The sequence below is a fragment of the Massilia sp. LXY-5 genome, assembly GCF_059801075.1.
On the sequence record NZ_JBNNEH010000006.1, the window covers coordinates 362,461 to 386,083 of the forward strand.

General features: G+C 64.6%; 23 protein-coding genes. 10 read left to right on the top strand and 13 right to left on the bottom strand.

From position 1 onward, the window contains the following. Positions 1-5: 5 nt before the first annotated feature. Positions 6-896 carry an EamA family transporter RarD gene (gene rarD / locus ACI48I_RS20130; RefSeq protein WP_498575208.1) on the bottom strand — a complete coding sequence of 297 codons (891 nt, stop codon included), beginning with the start codon at positions 894-896 and terminating at the stop codon, positions 6-8. Positions 897-1,144: 248 nt separating this feature from the next. Here rarD and ACI48I_RS20135 point away from each other — a divergent pair, with 248 nt between their 5' ends. From ACI48I_RS20135 to ACI48I_RS20145, 3 genes are all read left to right on the top strand, one after another. Further along, complete coding sequence (locus ACI48I_RS20135) at positions 1,145-3,022, top strand: potassium transporter Kup (protein ID WP_498575209.1); 1,878 nt, start codon at positions 1,145-1,147, stop codon at positions 3,020-3,022. Between the two features lie 98 nt (positions 3,023-3,120). Beyond that, positions 3,121-3,564: an FKBP-type peptidyl-prolyl cis-trans isomerase gene (locus tag ACI48I_RS20140; protein ID WP_498575210.1), complete on the top strand. Its 444-nt coding sequence runs from the start codon at positions 3,121-3,123 to the stop codon at positions 3,562-3,564. A gap of 176 nt (positions 3,565-3,740) precedes the next feature. Next, on the top strand, positions 3,741-5,039 hold the full coding sequence (locus tag ACI48I_RS20145) for an MFS family transporter (protein ID WP_498575211.1): 1,299 nt from the start codon (positions 3,741-3,743) through the stop codon (positions 5,037-5,039). Positions 5,040-5,043: 4 nt separating this feature from the next. Here ACI48I_RS20145 and ACI48I_RS20150 read toward each other — a convergent pair whose 3' ends face one another. From ACI48I_RS20150 to minC, 12 genes are all read right to left on the bottom strand, one after another. Then, positions 5,044-5,496: a GNAT family N-acetyltransferase gene (locus ACI48I_RS20150; RefSeq protein WP_498575212.1), complete on the bottom strand. Its 453-nt coding sequence runs from the start codon at positions 5,494-5,496 to the stop codon at positions 5,044-5,046. Positions 5,497-5,512: 16 nt separating this feature from the next. Further along, positions 5,513-6,547: a histone deacetylase family protein gene (locus tag ACI48I_RS20155; protein ID WP_193687883.1), complete on the bottom strand. Its 1,035-nt coding sequence runs from the start codon at positions 6,545-6,547 to the stop codon at positions 5,513-5,515. A 16-nt stretch (positions 6,548-6,563) separates the two neighbouring features. Then, a complete protein-coding gene (gshA, locus tag ACI48I_RS20160) occupies positions 6,564-8,162 on the bottom strand; it encodes a glutamate--cysteine ligase (protein WP_193687884.1) in 1,599 nt (532 codons plus the stop codon). 104 nt (positions 8,163-8,266) lie between these two features. After that, the gene (locus ACI48I_RS20165) at positions 8,267-10,207 is read right to left on the bottom strand and encodes a DUF885 domain-containing protein (protein WP_498575213.1); all 1,941 of its coding nucleotides are present in this window, start codon (positions 10,205-10,207) and stop codon (positions 8,267-8,269) included. Between the two features lie 69 nt (positions 10,208-10,276). Beyond that, entirely contained in the window at positions 10,277-11,098 is an 822-nt protein-coding gene (gene prmC, locus ACI48I_RS20170) for a peptide chain release factor N(5)-glutamine methyltransferase (RefSeq protein ID WP_193687886.1), read from the bottom strand. Continuing rightward, entirely contained in the window at positions 11,095-11,571 is a 477-nt protein-coding gene (locus ACI48I_RS20175; RefSeq protein ID WP_498575214.1) for a disulfide bond formation protein B, read from the bottom strand. Before ACI48I_RS20175 ends, prmC begins: the two co-directional genes overlap by 4 nt. Before the next feature lie 103 nt (positions 11,572-11,674). Continuing rightward, positions 11,675-12,751 (bottom strand): peptide chain release factor 1, encoded by a 1,077-nt coding sequence (gene prfA, locus ACI48I_RS20180; protein WP_193687888.1) that lies wholly within the window; start codon positions 12,749-12,751, stop codon positions 11,675-11,677. 84 nt (positions 12,752-12,835) lie between these two features. Further along, on the bottom strand, positions 12,836-14,119 hold the full coding sequence (gene hemA, locus ACI48I_RS20185) for a glutamyl-tRNA reductase (RefSeq protein WP_193687889.1): 1,284 nt from the start codon (positions 14,117-14,119) through the stop codon (positions 12,836-12,838). A 142-nt stretch (positions 14,120-14,261) separates the two neighbouring features. Then, entirely contained in the window at positions 14,262-14,954 is a 693-nt protein-coding gene (locus tag ACI48I_RS20190; RefSeq protein WP_193687890.1) for a response regulator transcription factor, read from the bottom strand. A 406-nt stretch (positions 14,955-15,360) separates the two neighbouring features. Next, complete coding sequence (gene minE / locus ACI48I_RS20195) at positions 15,361-15,612, bottom strand: cell division topological specificity factor MinE (protein ID WP_193687891.1); 252 nt, start codon at positions 15,610-15,612, stop codon at positions 15,361-15,363. Between the two features lies 1 nt (position 15,613). After that, positions 15,614-16,429 (bottom strand): septum site-determining protein MinD, encoded by an 816-nt coding sequence (minD, locus tag ACI48I_RS20200; RefSeq protein ID WP_193687892.1) that lies wholly within the window; start codon positions 16,427-16,429, stop codon positions 15,614-15,616. Between the two features lie 70 nt (positions 16,430-16,499). Then, entirely contained in the window at positions 16,500-17,306 is an 807-nt protein-coding gene (minC, locus tag ACI48I_RS20205) for a septum site-determining protein MinC (protein ID WP_193687893.1), read from the bottom strand. Between the two features lie 361 nt (positions 17,307-17,667). Here minC and ACI48I_RS20210 point away from each other — a divergent pair, with 361 nt between their 5' ends. The 7 genes from ACI48I_RS20210 (at position 17,668) to ACI48I_RS20240 (ending at position 23,597) form a co-directional block, all read left to right on the top strand. After that, positions 17,668-18,846, top strand: a complete 1,179-nt coding sequence (locus tag ACI48I_RS20210; RefSeq protein WP_193687894.1) for an acetyl-CoA C-acetyltransferase — start codon at positions 17,668-17,670, stop codon at positions 18,844-18,846. A gap of 95 nt (positions 18,847-18,941) precedes the next feature. Further along, positions 18,942-19,682, top strand: a complete 741-nt coding sequence (phbB, locus tag ACI48I_RS20215) for an acetoacetyl-CoA reductase (protein WP_193687895.1) — start codon at positions 18,942-18,944, stop codon at positions 19,680-19,682. Between the two features lie 163 nt (positions 19,683-19,845). Continuing rightward, on the top strand, positions 19,846-20,250 hold the full coding sequence (locus tag ACI48I_RS20220) for a DUF2750 domain-containing protein (protein WP_227496635.1): 405 nt from the start codon (positions 19,846-19,848) through the stop codon (positions 20,248-20,250). Between the two features lie 9 nt (positions 20,251-20,259). After that, positions 20,260-21,576, top strand: a complete 1,317-nt coding sequence (locus ACI48I_RS20225; protein ID WP_498575215.1) for an amino acid deaminase — start codon at positions 20,260-20,262, stop codon at positions 21,574-21,576. 51 nt (positions 21,577-21,627) lie between these two features. Next, positions 21,628-22,584 carry a prolyl aminopeptidase gene (gene pip / locus ACI48I_RS20230; protein ID WP_498575216.1) on the top strand — a complete coding sequence of 319 codons (957 nt, stop codon included), beginning with the start codon at positions 21,628-21,630 and terminating at the stop codon, positions 22,582-22,584. A 70-nt stretch (positions 22,585-22,654) separates the two neighbouring features. Continuing rightward, positions 22,655-23,110, top strand: a complete 456-nt coding sequence (locus tag ACI48I_RS20235) for a DUF2721 domain-containing protein (protein WP_193687898.1) — start codon at positions 22,655-22,657, stop codon at positions 23,108-23,110. A 31-nt stretch (positions 23,111-23,141) separates the two neighbouring features. Further along, the gene (locus tag ACI48I_RS20240) at positions 23,142-23,597 is read left to right on the top strand and encodes a hypothetical protein (protein WP_193687899.1); all 456 of its coding nucleotides are present in this window, start codon (positions 23,142-23,144) and stop codon (positions 23,595-23,597) included. Positions 23,598-23,623: the final 26 nt, after the last annotated feature.

Genomic DNA, 23,623 nt, shown 5'->3' on the forward strand with positions numbered 1-23,623 from the left:
CCCCGTCACGAAACTTTCGGCGCCGGGGCGGCGCGCCCGCGCTGCAGCAGGCCTTCTCCGGCGAACAGGGCCAGCGCCGCCCAGATCAGGACAAAACCGACCAGCCGGTCGGCCGTGAACGCTTCCTTGAACAGCAGCACGCCGAGTAAAAACTGGATGGTTGGCGCCAGGTATTGCAGCAGGCCGAGGATCGACAGCGGAATTTGACGGGCGCCGCTGGCGAACAGCAGCAGCGGGACGGCCGTGATCGGGCCGGACGCGACCAGCAGCCAGCGCGTCGTGTCGGACGGCGTGTTGATGAACGCATTCTCGCCATGCAGCGTCAGCCAGGCAACATAGGCTGCCGCCAGCGGGAACAGCACCATCGTTTCGAAGGACAAGCCCTCCAAAGCGCCGAGGGCGGCCGTCTTACGTAATAAACCGTAGCCGCCGAAGGTGGCGGCCAGCAGCAGGGCGATCCAGGGCACGCTGCCGGACTGCACCGTGAGCCAGGCCACGCCGAGGGCGGCGATCGCGATGACGGCCCACTGCAAGCGGCGCAGGCGTTCTTTTAATAACAAAAAACCGAACATGATGTTCACCAGCGGCGTAATGAAATAACCGAGGCTCGCTTCGATCACGTGGCCGTTGTTGACCGCCCAGATATACAGCAGCCAGTTGCCGGCCAACAGGACGGCCGAGGCGACGAAACTCCAGAACACGCGCGGCTGGCGTACCTGCTCCAGCCAGCGCCATTGTCTGCGCAGCGCCAGCACGATCAACAGGAAGGCGAGCGACCACAGCATGCGGTTGGCGAGGATCTGCAGCGCCGGCACTTCGCCGATGGCGTGGAAATACAAAGGGAACAGGCCCCAGCACAGGAAGGCCAGGGCGGCGGAAACGATGCCGGTACGCATGAAGGAAGAGGGGATGAGTTGCCAGTCGAGTATTATCGGCGAATTGGCGCGGGTTTGCCGGAGGCAGCATTTTTGTTCACTACCCCGTAAAGGCGCGCTAACGCGCGACCAGCCGAGCCGTATTCGGGCAAACTTGCAACACTACCCAGCGTGCGTATCCCTGGCCAAGGCAGCCATCGAATAGTTCTTGCAATTTTCTTGTCGTTATTTTATGGTGCGCCGCACCAGAACAACAATATGGTGCAATCTTGACGTCGCAAAATAATAAAAGCGGCCTGGCGGCAATGACGCTGGCTGCGGTGGGTATCGTCTACGGCGATATCGGTACCAGTCCGCTATACACCCTCAAGACCATCTTCGACCCGGAACACGGCCTCGCGCTGAACACCCCCAACCTGCTCGGCATCGTCTCCCTGATCTTCTGGGGGCTGACCCTGATCGTCTCGCTGAAATACGTGACCCTGGTGCTGCGCGCCGACAACCGCGGCGAGGGCGGCATCATGGCGCTGATGGCGCTGGTGCTGAACTCCGTCACGAAAGCCTCGCGCTGGTACCATCCGCTGATGATGATCGGCGTGTTCGGCGCCACCATGTTTTATGGCGACAGCGTGATCACCCCGGCGATCTCCGTGCTGGGCGCAATCGAGGGCCTGGAAGTGGCGACCCCGGCACTGTCGCACTATGTCGTGCCGCTGGCGGTAGTCGTGCTGGTCGGCCTGTACAGCCTGCAGCGCCACGGCACGGCCGGTATCGGCCGCTGGTTCGGTCCGGTGATGATCGTCTGGTTCCTCGCGCTGGCGGTCATGGGCGTGATCAACATCGCGAAAGCGCCGGTCATCCTCGAAGCCCTGAATCCCTGGCATGCGGCGCGCTTTATGGCGGAAAACAAGTTCATCGCCTTCGTCGCCCTGGGCGCGGTGGTGCTGGCGCTGACCGGCGCCGAGGCCCTGTATGCCGACATGGGCCACTTCGGCAAGAAGCCGATCCGCTTTGCCTGGTTTTTAATCGTGTTCCCGGCCCTGGCACTGAACTACCTGGGCCAGGGCGGCCTGTTGATCACCGATCCGACGGCCATCGAAAATCCCTTCTTCCGCCAGCTTGGCAGCTGGAGCGTGTATCCGCTGGTCGTGCTGTCGACGATGGCGGCGGTGATCGCTTCGCAGGCGACGATTTCCGGCACCTATTCGATGACGAAACAGGCGATCATGCTCGGCCTGCTGCCGCGCATGCGCGTCCTGCACACCTCGGAAAGCGAGATCGGCCAGATCTATATCCCGGCCGTGAACTGGATCCAGCTGGCCGTGGTCCTGATCGCGGTGACCGGCTTCGGTTCCTCGGACCGCCTGGCCGGCGCCTACGGCATCGCCGTCACCGCCACCATGCTGGCCACGACGATATTGACCTTCTTTGTGACGCGCTATCGCTGGAAGCTGCCGCTGGCCGTCTGCATCGGCGCCACCGGCTTCTTCATGCTGATGGACATCGCCCTGTTCTCGGCCAGTACCCTGAAACTGCTGCACGGCGGCTGGTTCCCATTGCTGCTGGGCGCCATCCTGCTGACCGGCATGCTGACCTGGAATCGCGGACGGGAACTGGTCTTCGAAAACCTGGAAGCGCACGCCATTCCGCTCGACGCCTTTTTGCAGTCGCTGTTCGTCGGGCCGCCGACGCGCGTGCCCGGCACCGCGATCTTCCTGCGCGGCGAAACCGACGGCGTGCCGCATGCGCTGCTGCACAACCTGTCGCATAACAAGGTGCTGCATGAGCGCGTCGTCTTTCTCACCGTCCACATCCGGGAAGAACCCTGGGTCCCGGCGGCCGAGCAGGTCCAGGTGGTGGAACTCGGGCATAACTGCTTCCAGTTGAACGTGCATTACGGTTTCAAGGATGAACCGCACATCCCGGGCGTGATGAAGCATTGCGCCACGCTGGGGCTGCCGTTCGAAATGATGGAAACCTCGTTCTTCATCGCGCGCCAGACCGTGATCTCGACCCCGGGAAAGGGCATGGCGCCCTGGCGCGAGCACCTGTTCGCGGCCATGTCGCGCAATGCGCGCGCCGCGGCCGATTATTACCAGATCCCGCCGAACCGCGTCATCGAGCTCGGCACGCAAGTCGAGATCTGATACATAAGCCGTACAAAAAGCGGACAGTCTGGAGGTACGGGCTCGGGTAAGGTGCAGTGTTTCTCCTGTTAAACACCTACACCTTACGCGAGTTCCCGATGCACCTCCGATCTTCCCTTATCTGCGCCTGCTGCGCCGCCGTCCTGAGCCTGAGCGCCTGCGGTGGCGGCAGCGACAGCGACGGCAGCGCTCCTGCCATTGTCGTTGCCAACCCGGCTACGCTGATCGTGACCGACAGCGTGGTCGGCACCGGCGCCGTCGCCACCGCCGGCAAGAAACTCACGGTCAATTACACCGGCTGGTATTACAGCGCCGGCGCGCTTGACCACAAGGGTGCCCAGTTCGAAAGCGGCAGCTTTGCCTTTACGCTCGGCACCGGCATGGTCATCGCCGGCTGGGACCAGGGCCTGGTCGGCATGAAGGTGGGCGGCAAGCGCAGCCTGTCGATCCCCTCGAACCTCGCCTATGGCAGCAGCGGCCGCGGTCCGATTCCGCCGAACGCGGGCCTGCTGTTCGAGGTCGAGCTGACCAAGGTCGAGTAATCGGCCTGCGAAGCGTGCTGCGCCGGCGCCCCACACGCCGCTCCCGGCAAGCGCGCGCTACCGGCCCGCACACTCCTGTCCGCCAGGGCGCGCCATCGTTCTACCTGCTCTGGAGTACGATACGCCTTCGGCGACCTCAACAGGTCGCCGATTGTGCAATTACCGGAGCATTTAGCATGGCAGAAACACTTACCCCCACCGACATCCAGGAACTGACACCGCGCCAGCGCGTCTTTGCGATTGTCGGCGCCTCCTCGGGCAACCTGGTCGAATGGTTCGACTTTTATATTTATTCGTTCTGCGCCCTGTATTTTTCCTCGGCCTTTTTCCCATCGGGTAATCCCACCACCCAGCTGCTGCAAACGGCCGGCATTTTTGCCGCCGGTTTCCTGATGCGGCCGGTCGGCGGCTGGCTGTTCGGCCACGTGGCCGACCGCTACGGCCGCAAGAATTCGATGATGATCTCGGTGCTCATGATGTGCGGCGGCTCGCTGATGATCGCGGTGCTGCCGACCTATGCCCAGATCGGCACGGCGGCGCCGGCCTTGCTGCTGCTGGCGCGCCTGTTCCAGGGTTTATCCGTGGGCGGGGAATACGGCACCAGCGCCACCTACATGAGCGAAGTGGCGCTGCCCGGGCGGCGCGGCTTCTTCGCCTCGTTTCAATATGTCACCCTGATCGGCGGCCAGTTGCTGGCGCTGCTGGTGCTGGTGGTCTTGCAGCAACTCTTGAGCGAGGCGGAGCTGAAAGCCTGGGGCTGGCGCATTCCGTTCGTGTGCGGTGCCGCCGCCGCGCTGGTGTCGCTGTATTTGCGCCGTTCGCTGGCCGAAACCACCTCCGCTTCGGACCGCAACAGCAAGGAAGCGGGCAGCCTGGGCAGCCTGTTGAAGCACAAGCGCGCGTTCATTACGGTGCTCGGCTTTACCGCCGGCGGCTCGCTGATTTTTTATACGTTTACGACCTATATGCAGAAATACCTGGTCAACACGGCCGGGATGAGCGCCAAGACCGCCAGCGCCGTGATGACGGTCGCGTTGTTGATCTACATGGGCCTGCAGCCGGTGTTCGGCGCCATGTCCGACCGCATCGGCCGGCGTACCGCGATGATCTGGTTCGGCGGTTTGGCGACCCTGTGCACGGTGCCGATCATGTCGGCCCTGCACGGCGTCACCAATCCCTGGGTGGCGGGCGTGTTGATCGTCGGCGCGCTGGCGATCATCAGCCTGTACACCTCGATCAGCGGCCTGATCAAGGCGGAAATGTTCCCGGTCGAGGTGCGCGCGCTCGGCGTCGGCCTGTCCTACGCGGTCGCCAACGCGCTCTTCGGCGGCTCGGCGGAATACGTCGCCCTGTGGTTCAAGCAGGCCGGCATGGAGCAGAATTTTTACTGGTATGTCAGCGGCATGTGCGCGCTCGCCTTCATCGTCGCCCTGAGGATGCCGGATCCGAGCAAATCCGGCCTGCTCAAAGGCTGATTCGTCAGCGCAGCATGTCGATGTGCATGATGCCGTCTTCGTCGTAAGGAGCGGAGACGGTTTCAAAACCGAAGTCCTGGTAAAACTTTTCCAGGCGGTGCTGGGCGCCGATGCGGATGCGGTGACCGGGATGCAGCTGCTCGGCATACTGGATGCCGTGCGCGACCAGTTCGCGCCCGGCGCCGCTGCCGCGCACGTCGTTGGTCGTCAGAATGCGGCCGAGCGACATCTCGGCGTATTTCGCCCCCGGCGCCAGGCAGCGCAGGTAGGCGACCAGCATCTGCCTGCCGCCGATGTCGCGCCAGCCGAGCAGGTGGTGGGCGTCGAGGTCGTAGCCGTCGATGTCCGGATACAGGCAGGTCTGTTCGAGAATAAAAACCTGCTGGCGCTGCGCCAGGACTTCATACAGCTGGGCGCCGGAAAGGTCGGCGAAGCTGCTCCATTGCCATTCGATCATGTGTGAATCCGTGAAATTATAAATAGGCTGCGCTCTCGAAACCTTCGAGCACGTTGACCGTGTGGATGCCGGTCTCGGCCCCTTGCCCGCCCTCGAACACGAAGGCGGTCGGCAGGCCGAGCCAGGCGATGCGTTCGCCGCTGCGCAGGTAATCGGCGCCGGAGAGCGCAAACTGCGCGCTGGCGTCCGCCTCGCCCATGGCCTTGCCCACGCCGAGCGCGACCACCAGCGCCTCGGGCGCGAACGTTCCGACTTTCAGGCAGGCCGTCTCCAGCGCCGCCAGCCAGTGCGCGCCGGTCGCGCCGCGCGCGAGCGGCAGGTTCATGTTGCAGCCGGCGCCGTCGCCGCTGCCCGTTTCGCCGGCGTGGCCGAGGTAATACGGAAAATCGGAGCGCGGGTCGGCATGGATGGAAACGGTCAGCACGTCGCTGCGCGCATAAAAAATGCCCTGCGTGCCGCTGCCGTGGTGGTAGCCGATGTCGAGGATGGCCACGCGTTTGAGCCCATCGTCGAGCAGGTGCTGGGCGGCCAGCGCCGCATTGTTGAGAAAACAGCCGCCGCCGAAATGGTCGGCGCCGGCGTGCTGGCCGGGCGGACGGGTCAGTGCGAAGCTGCCGCGCCGGCCCAGGCGCAGCGCGTGCGCCGCATTGATGGCGCAGTCGGCGCCGGTTTTACAGGCATTCCAGGTGCCGGCCGTCAAAGGCGTGGCGTCCATCGAATACAGGCCGAGGCGTCCCGTAAAACTGTCGGGTTCGATGTCGCTGCGCGTGCCGCGGATCGGCCAGTTCGACGCCTGCGCAGCGTGCCCGCTATTGGCGGGGTCGAGCGCCAGCCACTCGCTCCAGGCGCTGCGCAGAAAGTGGATATAACGCGGGCTGTGGATGCGTTCGAGCGAGACCAGCGGCGCGCGGTGCGGGGTGACGATCTCGCCCAGCCCGCGCCGCTGCAGCTCCGTTAACACCAGTTCGACTTGCCCTGGCTTTTCAAACGCGGTCGGTACCTGCGCCAACGCGCGGTGCTGGGCATGGTGTTCGTTATAAAAAGTGAGCAAAGAAGCCCCGTGCGGATCAGCTGTGATTACCGCACAGTGTACTGGTATTGTAGGCGGCGACGAAATCGTCGAAGCTGCCGGTATCGGTCTGCTCGACGATCGCCTGCTCGGCCAGCGAGGCGGCGGCCATCTCGGAAAATTCCGCTTCCTCGGCCGGCATCAAGGGGCTTTCGCGGAAATAGGCCGCGTGCAGGCGGCTCTGCTGCAGGCCGAAGGCGGACGCCGAACCGAGCTTGCGCACTTCCGCCAGCACGCGCGCCGACGGCGTTTTTTCCGGATCGGCGACCTTCGCCTTTTGCTGCGCCAGTGAAGCTTCGTGCACGCCGCTCTCGTTGTGCTCTTCATCGAGCAGGCGCGCCAGCGGGCGGATGCGTTCGAGCAGTTCGTCGGCCCAGGTCGACAGCAGCACTTCTTCGCCGTCGCGTGTCAGGGTCAGGTCCGGACGGCGGCCTTCCTTCACCGTGCGCGCGAAGTTGCGGGCGTGGACCTGCCCCTCGGCGGCGCTGATCATCGGGCTTTCTTCCAGCGTACAGAACAGTAAGAAGGCGTCGAGGAAGCGGCCGGTCTCGATGGCGATGCCGATCGGCTCGAACGGATCGACGTCCAGGCAGCGCACCTCGATGTACTGCACGCCGCGGTTGCACAAGGCCTGTACCGGACGTTCGCCGGTGCGGATCACGCGCTTCGGGCGGATCGTCGAATAGTATTCGTTCTCGATCTGCAGCACGTTGGTCGACAATTGAATCCACTCGCCGTCTTTTTTCGTGCCGAGTTGCGCATACGGCGCATACGGGCGGTTGACCGCATCCATCAGGCTCGTGACATAGCTCTCCAGACTGTTTTCGTGCGGACGCAGGCCGGACTGGGCGTCGTTCTGGTAGCCCAGGTCGCTCATGCGCAGGCTGGTCGCATACGGCAGATACAGGGTGTCGTCGGACAGGGTCTCGAGTGAGTGTTGGCGCCCGCGCAAAAAACTTTTGGTCAGCGCCGGCGAGGCGCCGAACAGGTACATCAGCAGCCAGCTGTAGCGGCGGAAGTTGCGGATGGTGGCGATATAGCTTTCCGACTGAAAATCGCGCAGCGCATTACGGCGTTCTTCCGGAATGCCTTCGCTGGCCAGGATCAGCTGCCACAGCTGCTCCGGCAGCGAATAGTTGTAGTGAATGCCGGCGATGCACTGCATCGCCTTGCCGTAGCGCAGCGCCAGGCCGCGGCGGTAGACGTGTTTCAACATGCCGATGTTCGACTTGCCGTACCAGCCGATCTCGATGTCTTCTTCCGCCGGCAGTTCGCCCGGCATCGACGAGCTCCACAGCATCTCGTCGCCCAGCTTCGAATAGGCGAAGCGGTGGATCGCGTCGAGCCGGTGCAGCGCCAGGCCGATGTCGTGCTCGGCCGGGGTGATGAATTCGAGCAGCGCTTCGGCGTAGTCGGTCGTGATTTGCGGGTTGGTCAGGGCCGAGCCGAGCTGGACCGGATGAGGCGTGCGCGCGAGCTGGCCTTGCGGGTCGATACGCAAGGTTTCGCGTTCGATGCCGCGCAAGCCCTGGCCGAGCAGGCCACGGTGCGCATCGTCATCCAGCAAGGCCAGGCGGCGGGTCAGTTGGTTCGACACGGGTGTTTCCTTTCTTATACTACTGCTATAGCGATTGGTGCAGAGAGTAACCGAAATTCGGACAGCACGTCGGCGGCTGGTCCATTTCTGACCAGCGTCCGGATTCAGTCCTGAGTGGGCGTCGGCGGGGCGGGTTCGACCGGCGGCTTGCCCTTGGCCGGCGCGGGATTTGCAGGAGCGGACGGAGCCGCTGTGGAGGGCGTGCCGTCGGCGGCGGGGGCCTTGTTGACGGCGGCTGCAGGCGGGGAGACGGCCGCTGCCGGTGCCGCCGTCTCGGCAGGCGGCCTGGCGGCTGGCGGCGCCTCCGGCCCGCCCAGCTGGACCTTCAGCCATTTTCCCATCTCGCGATCGAGCAAGGGCAGCGGCAGCACCCCATTGCCCAGCAGGGCATCGTGAAAACGGCGCAGGTCGAAACGCGGACCGAGGGCCAGCTGCGCCTTCGCGCGCAAGGCGGTGAACCGCAGCTGGCCCGCCTTGTAGCTCAGCGCCTGGGCCGGTTGGGCGATGTAGCGGTCGACCTCGACTTCGTTGTCCTGGGCTGCGTTCGCCGTGTTCGCGTTCAGGTAATCGAGCGCCTGCTGGCGCGACCAGCCGAGCGCGTGGATGCCGGTGTCGACCACCAGGCGGGCGGCGCGGAACATGTCGTCGTTCAGGTAGCCGAAGCGGGAAAAGGGATCGCGAAAGAAGCCCAGTTCCGGCCCCAGGCTCTCGGCATAGGTGGCCCAGCCTTCGCCATACGCATCGTCCCAGCCTTTACGCCGGAACGCCGGCAGTTCGCGCAACGAGCGGGCGCGCGCCACCTGCAGGTGGTGGCCGGGTACGGCTTCGTGGAGCGCCAGGGTGTCGACTTCCCACAGCGGCTGGCTGCCCAGGCGCTCGGTATTCACGACCAGGGCCGCACTGCGCTCGCGCGTGCCGGCTTCGTAATAGGCCGCCACCTGGCCGGCGCCGCCCGCGAGACCCAGGCGCTTGACGCCAATCTCGTCCTCGGGAATCGCGCCGAACAGGGCCGGAAGACGCGAGGTCGCGCGTTCGATCACGCGGCGGTAGCGCGCCAGCAGCGCCTCCGCGTCGCGCGCGAACAGGCGTTGATCCGAGCGCGCAAAACTCAGGAACTGGGGCAGCGTGCCGCGAAAGCCGGTGCGCCGCACGGTGTCGAGCATCGCCAGGCGGATCCGCGCCACCTCCTTCAGACCGAGTGCGTGCAGTTCGAGCGGGGTCAGGTCGCCGCCGGTCGCATTCCGGGCCAGAAAGGCGTAGTAGCCGGGCCCGCCCGGCAGGCTGGAGGCGGCGAGGGTGTCGCGCGCGGCCGGCAGGTACTCGGTCCTCATGAACTCTTCCAGGCGGCGCAGGGCGGGTGCGGCGCTGTCGGCCAGGGCGCCGGTACCGGCCGCCAGCAGTTCCTCGCGCATTTTGATGTCGATGGTGGCGGGAATGCGGCGCAAGGGCGCGCCGAGCGGACCGTCGACCAGGCGTTCGCGCAGCACTTTTAGCTGGTCGGGCACGGCGCGCACGCTGGCCCTGGACGCGGTCCAGCCGCTGCGCACGCCTTCGCGCAGTTGCTCGATCAGGCCGTCGACGTGGTCCGGCAAGGCGTTCAGGCGCGCGATGTAGTTGCGGTAGTCTTCCTCGCTGGCGAAGGGCGTCTGCGCGACGAGGCGCGGCAGGCGTACCTGCAGGCCGTCCCAGCTTGTCAGCAGCTGCGGGTCGACCGGAGAGAAGGCGAGCGTGGCGAGCTGGCGCTCCTGGTCGAAAATCAACAGGTCGAGCGAAAGGCGCTCCTGGGCGCCCAGGCCCGTGCGGTCGATGGCGCGCGCTTCCTCGAGCACCGTGCGCAGGTGTTCGCGCCTGGCTTTTACGGCCGCCAGCGACAGGTCGGACAGGCGGTCGTTGTAGCGCCGCTCGCCGATGATGGTCGCGTATTCGGGCTGGTGTTCCAGCCGCCATTGCCAGTCGCGCTCGAACAAGGCCGCCGCCGGGCCGGGCGCGCTGAGCGCGATGCCGTGGGCGGTGAACAGGACGAGGGCGGTCAATAGGCGGCGCATCGGGAAACAAGGGTGGCGGTGTGAGCATTGTAGCAACGCTCGCCGAAGGGGCGCGCACCGCGCAGTCGGCTACCCGCGCCGGCCGCCGCTGACCCGTTCGATCCCGCCCAGGTCGCGCCAGCTCTGGACCTCACCATAGCCGGCCTCCAGTAACAGCGCCCGCACCGCCTCGGCCTGGTCATAGCCGTGTTCCAGCAGCAGCCAGCCGCCCGCCACCAGGTGGGCCGGCGCGCCCTGGATGATCGTGCGCAGTGCCGACAAACCGTCGGCGAAGTCGGTCAGTGCCCCGCTCGGCTCGAACCGTAAATCTCCCTGCGCCAGGTGGACGTCGCCGCCGGCGATGTAGGGCGGATTCGAGGCGATCAGGTCGAATGTCTCGCTCCCCAGGGCAGCGAACCAGTCGCTGCGCAGGAAGCGGACATCGGCCTTGTTCGCATGCGCATTCGCCGCGGCGACGGCGAGTGCTTCGGCGCTGACATCGAGCGCCGTCACGGCGGCGTCGGGCCGCGTATGCGCCACCGACACGGCAATCGCGCCGCTGCCGGTACCCATGTCGAGCAGGCGCGCGCGCGGCGCCAGGCGCTCGAGTGTCAATTCGACGATCAACTCGGTATCCGGACGCGGGATCAGCACGGCCGGGGTGACGTGAAAGGGCAAGCCGAAGAATTCGCGCTGCCCGACGATGTAGGCGATCGGCTCACCGGCCTGGCGCCGCGCCACCAGCGCGCTGAGACGCGCCGCCTCGTCCGCGTTCAGCACGCGTTCGGAATTGGTGATCAGCCCGACGCGCGTGAGGTCCAGCGCGTAACAGAGCAGGATGCGGTTTTCCAGCGGGTCGAGCGGCAGGCCCGCCTGCAGCGCGGCGACCGTGGTGCCGGCGGCAATGTTCATCGCGCGCGGCGGCCGGAGACCAGCACCCAGGCCAGGGGAATGGTCAGCAGCACGAACCAGACGGCCGACCATTGCGGGATCGACAGGCCGAACAGCGCATCGGTGGCGTTCTCGCATAGCCCCTCGGCCTTGAACAGCCAGGGCAGCAAGGTCGCCGTCGGGATTTTGTTCAGCATCGTTTCCATCGGATCGATACCGCAGGAAAAGCCGGGGTGCGCCAGCACATACAAGTGTTTGCCCACAGTGCCCAGCCCGCCCAGCGCCGCCAGCAGCGCGACGCCGGCGCCGCCCCGGATTTTATTGCCCAGCGCGCCGACCAGGCTGGCCACGCCGATGCCGATAAACGCATAGCGCTGGATCACGCACAGCGGGCAGGGCAGCATGTCGTGCGCGTGCTGCAGGTACAGGGCGGCGCCGACCAGCGCGAAGCTGATGAAGGAAGTAATGAGCAAAACGGAGCGGAAACGTGGCATCGCGTATGAACTTTCGGGGTCAGGAGAGTGGCGCGATTCTCGCATACGGAGGGATCGCTGCCGCATTTTCACATTGGCAAGACCTTCTTGCCTTAACGTGAACTTAATCGCCCAGCGCCGCCAGCAATTCCGCCTGGTGCTCGGCCGCCAGGGCGTTGGTCAGCTCGGTGAGGTCGCCGTCCATAATAAAGTCGAGTTTATATAAGGTCAGGTTGATGCGGTGGTCGGTCAACCTGCCCTGCGGGAAGTTGTAGGTGCGGATCCGCTCGCTGCGGTCGCCCGAGCCAATCAGACTTTTACGGGTGGCCGCTTCCTTCGACTGCTGTTCGCGCAGCTGCACATCTTTTATGCGCGCGGCGAGGACTTTCATGGCCTGCGCCTTGTTCTTGTGCTGGCTGCGGTCGTCCTGGCATTCGACCACGATGTTGGTCGGCAGGTGGGTGATGCGCACCGCCGAATCGGTTTTATTGATGTGCTGGCCGCCGGCGCCGGAGGCGCGGTAGGTGTCGATGCGCAGGTCGGCCGGGTTGATGTAGACGTCCTCGACCTCGTCCGCTTCCGGCATCACGGCCACCGTGCAGGCCGAGGTGTGGATGCGTCCCTGGGTTTCGGTGGCGGGCACGCGCTGCACCCGGTGGCCGCCCGATTCGAATTTCAGTTTCGAATACACGCCATTGCCGATCACGCGCACGATGACTTCGCGGTAGCCGCCCAGGTCCGAGCTCGATTCGGAAACCATCTCCACCTGCCAGCGGTTGCGTTCGGCAAAGCGGGTGTACATGCGCAGCAAATCTCCCGCGAACAGGGCCGATTCGTCGCCGCCGGTACCCGCGCGGATCTCGAGGAAAATGTTGCGCTCGTCGTTTTCGTCCTTCGGCAGCAGCATTTTTTGTAAATCGAGGTCGAGCGCGGCGAGGCGCCCTTTGGCGGACTCGATTTCTTCTTGCGCGAATTCCTTCATCTCCGGATCGCCCAGCATTTCCTGGGCCGCGGCAATATCGCCGTTCGCCTCCTGGTACTGGCGGTAGAGAGCGACGAGCGGACCGATCTCGGCATGCTCCTTCGTCATCTTCCGATAATTGTCCATGTTGGCGGTGGCGCCTTCATGGGTCAGCAATTCGTCGAGTTCGACCAGGCGGTTCGCGAGTTGGTCCAGCTTGGCCAGCATCGATGGTTTCATAGCGGATTCGGAAAGAGTTGGAACAAAGGCGCGTGGCGCCGGGACGCGCCCGATGGCGGGCGCAACTGCAGAAGTAAAAAAGCGCTAACGGCGGCCGCGGAACAGCTGCGGCAGCAGGCCGGCCAGGCGTGCGCGCTCGTCGCCTTCGGCACGGTGCAGCGCCTGCTGCGGACCGTGCAGGAACTTGGCGGTCAGGCCTTTCGACAAGGCCTCCAGCACGGCGTCGACGTCTTCTCCGCGCGCCAGCAGTTTGCGGGCGCGCTCGAGTTCGGCCAGGCGCAGCGCCTCGCTCGACTCGTGGAGTTGCTGGATCACCGGCACCACGGCGCGGTCGCCGATCCAGTGCATGAAGGAGGCGACCCGGTTCTCGATGATGGCCTCGGCCTGGGCGACGGCCGCCTGCCGGCTTTCCATGCCGGTCTGCACCACCTGCGCCAGGTCGTCGACGGTGTACAGGAACACGTCGTCCAGTCGCGCCACTTCCGGTTCGATATCGCGCGGTACGGCCAGATCGGCCATGAAGACCGGACGGTGGCGCCGCGCTTTGATGGCGCGCTCGACCAGGCCGAGGCCGAGCAGCGGCAGCGTGGACGCCGTGCAGGAGACGACGATGTCGAACTGGTGCAACTGCTGCGGCAGGTCAGCGAGGCGGATCGCGCGCGCGTTCAGGCGCGTGGCGAGCGACTCCCCGCGTTCCATGGTGCGGTTGGCGATGGTGATCGATTTCGGGTTCTGCGCCGCGAAATGGGCCGCGCACAGTTCGATCATCTCGCCGGCGCCGATGAACAGCACGTGCTGGTCGGAGATGCTGTCGAAGATGCGCTGCGACAGGCGCACGCAGGCCGCCGCCATCGAGACGCTGTGGGCGCCGATCTCGGTGGTGGTACGCACTTCCTTGGCCACCGCGAAACTGCGCTGGAACAGCTGGTGCAGGTAGGTGCCGAGACCGCCCGCTTCGTCGGCGGTGCGCACCGCGTCCTTCATCTGGCCCAGGATCTGCGGCTCGCCCAGCACCATCGAATCGAGGCCGGAGGCGACGCGGAAGGCGTGGCGCACGGCATCGTCCTGCGGCAGCATGTACAGGTGCGGACGCAGCTCGGCGAAATTCAGGGCGTGGTAGTGGGCGAGGAACTGAGCCGAGGCATCAAGCGGATTGGCGACGCCGCTGGCGGCATACAGTTCGGTGCGGTTGCAGGTCGAGAGAATCGCCGCCTCGTCGCCGCCGGCGGTGTCACTGTGCTTGATGCGGCCGAACCATTCGCGCGCCGAGTGCACCGCCCGTCCCAGCTGCTCGGGCCCGAGCGCCAGCTGCTCGCGCAGCGAGACCGGTGCAGTCGTGTGGTTCAGGCCAACGGCGAGCAGTTGCATGCTGGGGTAAAAGGAGGGAAACGGTGACAGCCATTATACGCGCATGCGCGCGCAGTGTCCGGCGGGTGCCCCGTGGAAGCTCGCAGGGTGGGCACGGGCGAACCCGGCATGCAGGCCGTTGGCCTGCATGCCCCCGCAGACATTATTGCGCGCCGAGCTTTTCGAGGCGATAGCCGTAGCTGTACACCGGCACCAGCCTGAAACCGTTTTCCGGGCGCAGGCTGAGTTTATTGCGCACGCGCGAGACATGGGTGTCCATGGTGCGCGAGGGCACGGCCGTTTCGCGGACCCAGACGGCTTCGTGGATATAGGCGCGCGACAGCGGGCGGCCGATGTTGCGGAAGAACAGCAGGGCCAGATAAAACTCTTTCTGGGTGACGTCGATGACGCTGCCGTCCTTCAGCAGGCGGCCCGGGCGGGTTTCGAAGACGTAGGAGCCGAATTGCAGCTGCTCGGTGCCGGTCTGCGCCGGATAGGCGCGGCGCAGCAGGGCCGAGACGCGCGCCACCAGTTCGCCGCGGCGCAGCGGTTTCACCAGGTAGTCGTCGGCGCCGGCGGCCATGCCGGCCACGATGTCGTCTTCGGCGCTGCCGCTGACGAGGAACATGGCCGGCGCGTCGGGCGCCATTTTTTCCTTGGCGCGGCGCAGGGTATCGGCCGCTTCCGGGTCGCCGGCGGGCCAGTCCATGATCAGGAGGTCGGTGCTGTCCTTGCGCATCTGCGCCAGCATCTCCTTGCCGCTGTCGAAGAACTGGCAACTGTGGCCGGCGGCACTCAGTACCTGGCAAACCAGGTCTGCCTGACTACGGTCATTATCAAGGACGGCTATTCTCATGGCGGCACGCTATTTGTCAAATTCGTACTGTAGGATGAGTCCTACAACGTTAAACCGACTATATCAGACTTTGACAAAATAATGCTACTTGTTAACTTCCATTTTTTATCGAAAGAGCATAGGCCTCGGGAAGGTGTGCGGAATTCTCAACAGTTCTTCCTCTATGAACACTCAATTCCGACAGTTTGACAGGAGTTGGACGTGAGCGAATCCTTGCAGCATAAATGCAACATAAATGGCCAAAAAACAACACTGTTGCATGGCCTGGGGGCATTGTGAGGGAAATGTGAAAGACGCGCTGGCGCGTATTCCTACAAGAAAGGCGGCCCCTGCGCTTCAAAAAGGCCGGGCGGAAACGACAGCGTCCGGACTGGCCGGACGCTGGTGGGGGAAGGAATGCGCTGTGTTACGCGTCGGGCAGGACCACGTTCACGTCGAGCACTTCCAGGTTGCCCTGGCGGTCGAGCGAAATCTTGATGTCGTCCGCGTTGACCTTGGTGTACTTCGAGATCACTTCGATCAGTTCGCGGTGCAGGGCCGGCAGGAAGTCCGGGCCGGTCCGATTCGTGCGCTCGCGGGCGATGATGATCTGCAGCCGTTCCTTGGCCGCGGTCGCGCTCTTCTTCTTTTCGGGGAACAGGAATGAGAGCAGGGCCATATCACTTTGTCCCGAAGAGGCGCTGCAGCAGGCCCGGCTTTTCGTAGTTCGTGAAGCGCAGCGGACGGTCTTCGCCGAGGAAACGGGCGACCACGTCTTCATAGGCTTCGGCCACGTCGGTGCCCTTGAAGTGAATCGCCGGATTGCCCTGGTTGGAGGCGTGCAGCACCGATTCCGATTCCGGGATGATGCCGATCAGCGGGATGCGCAGGATTTCCTGCACGTCCTGGTAAGACAGCATCTCGTCGTTTTCGACGCGCTTCGGCGAGTAACGGGTAATCAGCAAATGTTCCTTGACCGGCTCGCCGCCGGTCTGGGCGCGGCGCGACTTGGCCTGGATGATGCCGAGGATGCGGTCCGAATCGCGCACCGACGACACTTCCGGGTTGGTCACGATCAGCGCTTCATCGGCGAAGGTCAAGGCCATCAGGGCGCCATGCTCGATACCGGCCGGCGAATCGCAGATGATGAATTCGAAGTCCATCTTGACCAGTTCGTTCAGCACGCGCTCGATGCCGTCTTCCGACAGGGCATCCTTGTCGCGCGTCTGCGAGGCCGGCAGGATGAACAGGTTGTCGCAGTGCTTGTCCTTGATCAGGGCCTGGTTCAGCGTCGCCTCGCCATTGACCACGTTGACCAGGTCGTACACGACACGGCGTTCGCAGCCCATGATCAGGTCGAGGTTCCGCAGGCCGACGTCGAAGTCCAGCACGGCGGTCTTGTGGCCGCGCAGGGCCAGGCCGGTGGAGAAGCTTGCGCTGGAGGTGGTTTTGCCCACGCCGCCCTTGCCGGACGTCACAACAATAATTCTTGCCACAAAAGTGTCCTTTACAGTATCTGGTAGTGCCTGGCTCAGGTGCGCGATCAGATGCGCGACGAAGCCGGAGTCAGCGGTTCGAAGTCAGTGATGATATATCGATCCGGTCGCCGACCAGGCGAATTTGTGCCGGCTGGCGTGCCAGCTCGGCAGGGAAGCCGTCGTCGAAGGTGCGGTACACGCCTGCGATCGACACCAGTTCCGGTTGCAGCGACAGGCCGAAGATGCGCGAATCGGCATTCCCCGACGCCCCCGCCAGCGCGCGCCCATGCATGGGCGCGTAGACGTGGATGCTGCCGTCGGCAATGATCTCGGCGCCATTGTTCACGGCTGCCGTGATGATCAGGTCGCAGCCGCGCGCATACACGCGCTGGCCGGCGCGCACCGGCGTGTCGACGATCATGGCCGGCAGCGCCACGGTCTGCGGCTGTTGCGGCTGGGCTGGATGCGGGGCTGGCGGCGCGGGCGCCGGGGCCGCTTGCTGCACCGGCGCGATGGTGACGGCGGCGCTGGCGGCGGTCGCCGCGGCGACATCCTCGCGCGCGCGGTCGCCGCCGGCGCCGTCGTCGAGCGCCAGCCCGCGCGCCTTGATGGCCTCGCTCATCTCGGGCGTGGCGCCGCGCACGGCCACCGCGTTCAGGCGGTATTTCTTCAGCAGGTCGACCAGCGCGCGCCAGTCGATATAGGTGGGCTCGGGGCGCAGCGCGCCGACGTCGATCACCGCGAATTCATCTTCGAAAAAGTCCGAGACGCCGCCGGTCATTTGCTTGAGGGCCGCATCGATCGCAATCGGGTCAACCGAATGCAGGATCGCCGAGATGGCGACGACCGTGGAAATCTTGATTTCGATGGGCAGGCTGGACGGGCTTTTCGACATAAACGGTTCAGGTTGGATTAGCCCGTGCATTCTACTGTGAAATTTGCTGAAAAGGGAGGCATTTCCCCGATCATTCCATAGGGCAATTGACAGTGCAACAGCGTTCCTTATTTTGCTGGAAATAACCGTGTGGAAACCCCTGATCAACCTATAAGCTTTACTGGTTGTTTTCCGTGGATAAGCTGATAAGATTGACTTCGCTCAAACGTAAACGCAGGCGTGAAATCTACCATCCGAGGTTTCCGCCGGGCCGACATCGGCAGCCCTGCACCGTATCCGGGTGCACATTTACTAGCGCCACAGAGCGTACCGAGCGTATCGCTGCCAATCAAACCTGGCTCAGCCAGAACTGGAGAGAACAATGGAAGACGTCGTCATCGTAGCCGCCGGCCGCACCGCGGTCGGCAAATTCGGCGGGTCCCTCGCCAAGATCCCCGCCGCCGAGCTCGGCGCGCAAGTCATCCGCCAGCTGCTGGCGAAAACCGGGATCGATCCCGCGACCGTCAGCGAAGTCATCATGGGGCAAGTGCTCACCGCCGGCGCCGGCCAGAACCCGGCGCGCCAGGCCGCCATCAAAAGCGGCCTGCCCGACATGGTGCCGGCCTACACCATCAACAAAGTCTGCGGCAGCGGCCTGAAAGCCACCCATCTGGCCACCCAGGCGATCCGTTGCGGCGACGCCAACATCGTCATCGCCGGCGGCCAGGAAAACATGAGCGCCTCGCCGCACGTGCTGAACGGCTCGCGCGACGGTTTCCGCATGGGCGACGCCAAGCTGGTCGATACCATGATCGTCGACGGCCTGTGGGACGTCTACAACCAGTACCACATGGGCGTCACTGCCGAGAACGTCGCACGCAAGTACGAGATCTCGCGCGCCGAGCAGGACGAATTCGCCCTGAACTCGCAGCTGAAAGCCGAGGCCGCGCAAAAGGCCGGCAAATTCAAGGACGAGATCATCCCGATCGAGATCCCGTCGAAGAAGGGCACCGTTGTCTTCGATACCGACGAGTATCCGAAAGCCGGCAGCACGATCGAGGCCTTGGCCAGCCTGCGTCCCGCCTTCAACAAGGAAGGGACTGTCACGGCCGGCAACGCATCCGGCCTGAACGACGGCGCCGCTGCCGTGATCATGATGAGCGCCTCGAAGGCGCGTGAACTGGGCCTGACCCCGATCGCGCGCATCAAGGCCTATGCGTCCTCGGGCCTCGATCCCACCATCATGGGCATGGGCCCGGTGTCGGCGTCGCGCCTGTGCCTGCAGAAGGCCGGCTGGACCCACGACCAGGTCGACCTGATGGAAATCAACGAGGCCTTTGCCGCGCAGGCGGTGGCGGTCAACAAGGAAATGGGCTGGGATACCTCGAAGATCAACGTCAACGGCGGTGCGATCGCCCTCGGCCACCCGATCGGCGCCTCCGGCGCGCGCGTGCTGGTGACCCTGCTGCACGAAATGGTGAGGCGCGACGCCAAGCGTGGCCTGGCCAGCCTGTGCATCGGTGGCGGCATGGGCGTGGCGCTGGCGGTGGAACGCGACTAGGCAGGCTTGTGGTGCTGACAAAGGAGCCACGGGACACCAACGCACAAGCGGTGATCGCGGCTCCTCACAACGACGGACAAAACAGGAGAAGACAAATGGCACGAGTAGCTTTAGTTACGGGTGGTATGGGCGGTCTTGGCGAAGCCGTGTGCATCAAGCTGGCGGCACTCGGCTACACGGTGGTGACGACCCACTCGCCGGGCAACAACAAAGCCGAAAGCTGGCTCGCCTCGATGCGCGACCAGGGCTTTAATTTCAAAGCCTATCCGTGCGACGTCGCCGACTACGATTCCGCGCAGGCCTGCGTCAAACAGGTCGAGCAGGAAGTCGGTCCGGTCGACGTGCTCGTCAACAACGCCGGCATCACGCGCGACATGACGTTCAAGAAGATGGATAAAGTGAACTGGGACGCGGTCATCAAGACCAACCTCGATTCCGTGTTCAACATGACGAAACCGGTCTGCGACGGCATGGTCGAGCGTGGCTGGGGCCGCATCATCAACATCTCGTCGGTCAATGGCCAGAAGGGCGCCTTCGGCCAGACCAACTACTCGGCCGCGAAAGCCGGCATGCACGGTTTTACCAAGGCGCTGGCGCTGGAAGTGGCGAGAAAGGGCGTTACCGTCAACACCATCTCGCCGGGCTATATCGGCACCAAGATGGTCATGGAGATCCCAAGTGAGGTGCTGGAAAGCAAAATCATCCCGCAAATCCCGATGGGCCGCCTCGGCAAGCCGGATGAAGTCGCCGGCCTGGTCGCCTACCTGTCGTCGGACGAAGCGGCCTTCGTGACCGGCGCGAATATCGCGATCAACGGCGGCCAGCACATGTACTGACCGGCGTTTTGTACGTCACCGGAAGCACCGCCGCGGCCCTCGGCCCAGGCGGTGTTTTTTTATGAGCGGCGCAACGCAGGCGCAAGTGCAGATGTGCAAGAGCGCGGCTCGTTCGCGCCGTTTTTTGTATCCTGCATGGACCCCCTGTCAAACCGATAAACCGATGGACGCCAGCGAAACCTCTTCCGTAGTCAATCTTCCCAAGCAGCTGCGCTACGAACATTTTATTCGCCGTGTGGCCGATACCGGCCGGGTCTGGGGCCTGGTGCGCGACGGCTGGGCCATCGGCAAGACCGACGACGGCGCGCTGGTCTTTCCGCTCTGGCCGACGGGCGAGCTGGCGCAGCAATGCGCCGTGCTCGAGTGGGAAGGGTATGTGCCGCAGGAATTCGATTTGCAGGAACTGTTCGACGAACTGCTGCCGCAGATCGAGGCCGACGGCATCCTGCCCGGCATCACCTATACGCCCGACGAATACGGGCTGACGCCCTCGCACACCCAACTGCGCGCCGACCTGCAGGCGCGCCTGCGCCAGCGTGCGTTTTCCCGCAACGACTCCGCCGAATAAGGCCATCTCATGCATACCCTCCCGTACGACGGCCTGGTCCTGGCCGCCCTCGACGAACAGTTATTGCACCCCGGCGTCAAAGGTTTACCGATCACCGAGCCGCTGCGCCAGGGGGCGATCGGCGTGCAGGGCTGGAATGTGCTGCACGCCGACACCAGTTTCCCGGTCGCCGTCCTGAAAACAGGCGCCCTGCGCCATAACCTCGACTGGATGCGCCGCTTTTGCGAACGTTACCAGGTGACGCTGGCGCCGCACGGCAAGACGACGATGAGTCCGCAATTGTTCGGCGCCCAGCTTGCCAACGGCGCCTGGGGCATCACCCTGGCCAGCGCCACGCAAATCCAGGTCGCCTACCGCTTCGGCGTGCGGCGCGTGCTGTTGGCCAATCAATTGGTGGCACCGGCCGACATCAAGTCGGTACTTGCCCTGCTGCGCAGCGACCCCGGTTTCGAATGCATCCTGCTGGCCGATTCGCTGGCGGGGGTGGCGCGCCTGGCCGAAGCGGTGGCGCTGCATCCACTGGCGCATCCGCTGCCGGTACTGGTCGAACTGGGGCTGGCCGGTAAACGCGCCGGCTGCCGCACTCCGGAGGCGGCCATCACGGTGGCGCGCGCGATCGCCGGCGCGCCCGGCCTGCAACTGGCGGGTTACGAGGGGTATGAAGGGCTGCTGGTGACCGACGACCGCAAGCATGACCTGGCGGCCGTCGACGCCTTCCTGGCCCAGCTGGTGGAACTGGTGCGCAGCGGCGACGACGAAGGACTGTTCACGGGGGCCGAGATTCTGTTGTCGGCCGGCGGTTCCGCCTATTTCGACCTGGTCGCGCGCGGCCTTGGCGCCGTTTCCGGGCTGTCGCGGCCGGTACGCGCGGTGCTGCGCAGCGGCTGCTATCTGACGAGCGACCATGGCACCTACGAACGCATGATCGGCGAACTCAATGCACGCGAAGGAGATCGGGACGGCTTGCAACCGGCCCTGGAGGTGTGGGCGATGGTGCAGTCGCGTCCCGAACCGACGCTGGCCATTCTGACCATGGGCAAGCGCGACGTGTCGTATGACGCCGACCTGCCGGTTCCCCTGCTGTACCACCGCCCCGGCCCCGGCGCGCCGCACGCGCTGCCGCCGGGCTGCAGCATTTTCAAACTGAACGACCAGCACGCCTATCTGCGCCTGCCCGACGGCCATCCCTTGTGCACGGAGCTGGCGGTGGGCGACCTGGTCGGCTGCGGCATTTCCCACCCGTGTACCACCTTCGACAAGTGGCCATTGATCCTGAGCGTCGACGACGACTATCACGTGCGCGGCGCCTGCAATACCTTCTTCTAAGACGGTAGTACGGTAGGCTACAATCCTTGCTCGAACTTCAAGAGAGCCGCCATGCCCGCCACCCCGCCGTCGCTGTTCCCGCCGATCCAACCGACCCGCCACGGCATGCTCGCCGTGGATGCGCTGCATACGATCTACTGGGAGGAGGTAGGCAATCCGAACGGCATCCCGGTGCTGTTCCTGCACGGCGGTCCCGGCGCCGGCCTCTCTCCCCAGCACCGGCGCTTTTTCGATCCCCATGCCTACCGCGTGATCCTGTTCGACCAGCGCGGCGCCGGCAAGTCGACCCCGCTGGGCGAATGGCGAAATAACACCACGCAGTTGCTGATCGAGGACATCGAGCGCCTGCGTACCATGTTTGGCATTTCGCGCTGGCTGGTGTTCGGCGGCTCCTGGGGCTCCACCCTGGCGCTGGCCTATGGCCAAACGCATCCCGAGCGTTGCCTTGGTTTTGTCCTGCGCGGGATTTTTCTCTGCACCAAGGCCGAAGTCGAGTGGTTCCTGCACGGCGTGCAATGGTTTTATCCGGAACTCTACGCCGAATTCATCGCCCCGATCCCGGCCAGCGAGCGGGTCGATCTGCTGGGCGCCTATGCGCGCCGCCTGCTGTGCGACGACCCGGACTTGTACTGGCCGGCGGCGCGCGCCTGGAGCCGCTTCGAAGGCAGGCGGGTGTTCCTGCTGCCGCAGGAAGAAGAGCAGCCCTCCGATACGCTCGACCTGGGCGTCGGCCGCCTTGAAGCGCACTACATGGCGAATGGCGCTTTTTTGGAAGAAGACCAGCTGATCAGCGACATCGGGCGCATAGCCCACCTGCCGGCCGTCATCGTGCAGGGCCGCTATGACGTGATCTGTCCGCCGCTGTCGGCGCACCGCCTGCACGGCGCCTGGCCGGGTTCGATCCTGCGCATGATTCCGGATGCCGGACACGGCGCGCTGGAACTGGGCATCGCGCGCGCCCTGGTCGGCGCCACCGAAGCCTTTAAACGCTTCGGCCGCTTCGATTGACCGAAGACCCCACAGGCGGCTGCTACACTACGCCTGACACATTCCAACGCCCGTAAAAAAACGTGTTTTCATGAACATCCAGATTAGCGACATCGGCCACATGATCCAGCTGGCGATCGCGCCCGTCTTCCTCCTGACGGGCGTGGCGACCAAGCTGACGGTGCTGACCAACCGGCTGGCGCGCATCATCGACCGCACCCGCGTGCTCGAGGACCGCCTGCAAATCGGCCCGAACGACGCCTATACCGACGAACTGGAAACGCTGTATACGCGCTCGCACCTGATCAACTACGCGATCACCTCCAGCACCGCCTGCGGTTTCCTGGTCTGCCTCGTGATCGCGATGCTGTTCGTTGGAGACAGCGCCAACATCAAGCTCGACAAGTACATCGCCGCCTTCTTCGTGCTGGCCGTGTTCGGCCTGATCTTCAGTTTCATGTTTTTCCTGCGCGAGATTTTCATTTCCTCGCGCTTCATGCGCATCCGCCACGACGCCAGCCTGGTGCCGGGCGAGCGCCGTACCTGACTACCTACCTTCACATCGAATCGAGTTCCACATGCACGACTACCAGCGCCCACCCACCCTGCACCTTTACGGCATGCGCGACGAGCTCGAGCAAGCATTGAAGGCGGGCCAGTTCCGGCTGGTGCCGGCCAACGGCTTCCTGACGATTTCCTTCTCGCAGGCCTGGAACAAGTCCCTGTTCGAGGTGCTCGGGCCGGCCGACTGCTGCCTCGTCATCCACAACAGCGAAGAGTTCGGAGAGCGCCTGCACCGCGCCGTCCAGCGTGCCTTGCCGAACTGGGCCGGCATCGACGGCGCCGTCGAATACGGTACCCGCTCGCCGCTGGGCGCAGCGTTTACGAAAAGCCGTGCCGAAGCGCAGGAACAGGAATGGAAGTTCGCCTGGCGCTCGCTGTCGCCGAATACGAGCCTGAACCCGGTGACGGTGAAAATCGGCAGCATCGAGCAGTTTGCCGAATTGCGCGCACCCGAGAGTCACCTGGTGTGAGGCAGGGCATCTGCGACGTTTAGAAC

What these genes read in the sequence shown, in the direction of transcription:
- ACI48I_RS20190 (WP_193687890.1), bottom strand. Translation starts at nt 14,954, where the DNA reads ATGAGAATAGCCGTCCTTGATAATGACCGTAGTCAGGCAGACCTGGTT.
- ACI48I_RS20225 (WP_498575215.1), top strand. Translation starts at nt 20,260, where the DNA reads ATGCATACCCTCCCGTACGACGGCCTGGTCCTGGCCGCCCTCGACGAA.
- minC (WP_193687893.1), bottom strand. Translation starts at nt 17,306, where the DNA reads ATGTCGAAAAGCCCGTCCAGCCTGCCCATCGAAATCAAGATTTCCACG.
- minE (WP_193687891.1), bottom strand. Translation starts at nt 15,612, where the DNA reads ATGGCCCTGCTCTCATTCCTGTTCCCCGAAAAGAAGAAGAGCGCGACC.
- prmC (WP_193687886.1), bottom strand. Translation starts at nt 11,098, where the DNA reads ATGAACATTGCCGCCGGCACCACGGTCGCCGCGCTGCAGGCGGGCCTG.
- ACI48I_RS20210 (WP_193687894.1), top strand. Translation starts at nt 17,668, where the DNA reads ATGGAAGACGTCGTCATCGTAGCCGCCGGCCGCACCGCGGTCGGCAAA.
- ACI48I_RS20220 (WP_227496635.1), top strand. Translation starts at nt 19,846, where the DNA reads ATGGACGCCAGCGAAACCTCTTCCGTAGTCAATCTTCCCAAGCAGCTG.
- ACI48I_RS20240 (WP_193687899.1), top strand. Translation starts at nt 23,142, where the DNA reads ATGCACGACTACCAGCGCCCACCCACCCTGCACCTTTACGGCATGCGC.
- ACI48I_RS20145 (WP_498575211.1), top strand. Translation starts at nt 3,741, where the DNA reads ATGGCAGAAACACTTACCCCCACCGACATCCAGGAACTGACACCGCGC.
- pip (WP_498575216.1), top strand. Translation starts at nt 21,628, where the DNA reads ATGCCCGCCACCCCGCCGTCGCTGTTCCCGCCGATCCAACCGACCCGC.
- ACI48I_RS20150 (WP_498575212.1), bottom strand. Translation starts at nt 5,496, where the DNA reads ATGATCGAATGGCAATGGAGCAGCTTCGCCGACCTTTCCGGCGCCCAG.
- hemA (WP_193687889.1), bottom strand. Translation starts at nt 14,119, where the DNA reads ATGCAACTGCTCGCCGTTGGCCTGAACCACACGACTGCACCGGTCTCG.
- rarD (WP_498575208.1), bottom strand. Translation starts at nt 896, where the DNA reads ATGCGTACCGGCATCGTTTCCGCCGCCCTGGCCTTCCTGTGCTGGGGC.
- prfA (WP_193687888.1), bottom strand. Translation starts at nt 12,751, where the DNA reads ATGAAACCATCGATGCTGGCCAAGCTGGACCAACTCGCGAACCGCCTG.
- ACI48I_RS20165 (WP_498575213.1), bottom strand. Translation starts at nt 10,207, where the DNA reads ATGCGCCGCCTATTGACCGCCCTCGTCCTGTTCACCGCCCACGGCATC.
- phbB (WP_193687895.1), top strand. Translation starts at nt 18,942, where the DNA reads ATGGCACGAGTAGCTTTAGTTACGGGTGGTATGGGCGGTCTTGGCGAA.
- ACI48I_RS20235 (WP_193687898.1), top strand. Translation starts at nt 22,655, where the DNA reads ATGAACATCCAGATTAGCGACATCGGCCACATGATCCAGCTGGCGATC.
- ACI48I_RS20140 (WP_498575210.1), top strand. Translation starts at nt 3,121, where the DNA reads ATGCACCTCCGATCTTCCCTTATCTGCGCCTGCTGCGCCGCCGTCCTG.
- ACI48I_RS20175 (WP_498575214.1), bottom strand. Translation starts at nt 11,571, where the DNA reads ATGCCACGTTTCCGCTCCGTTTTGCTCATTACTTCCTTCATCAGCTTC.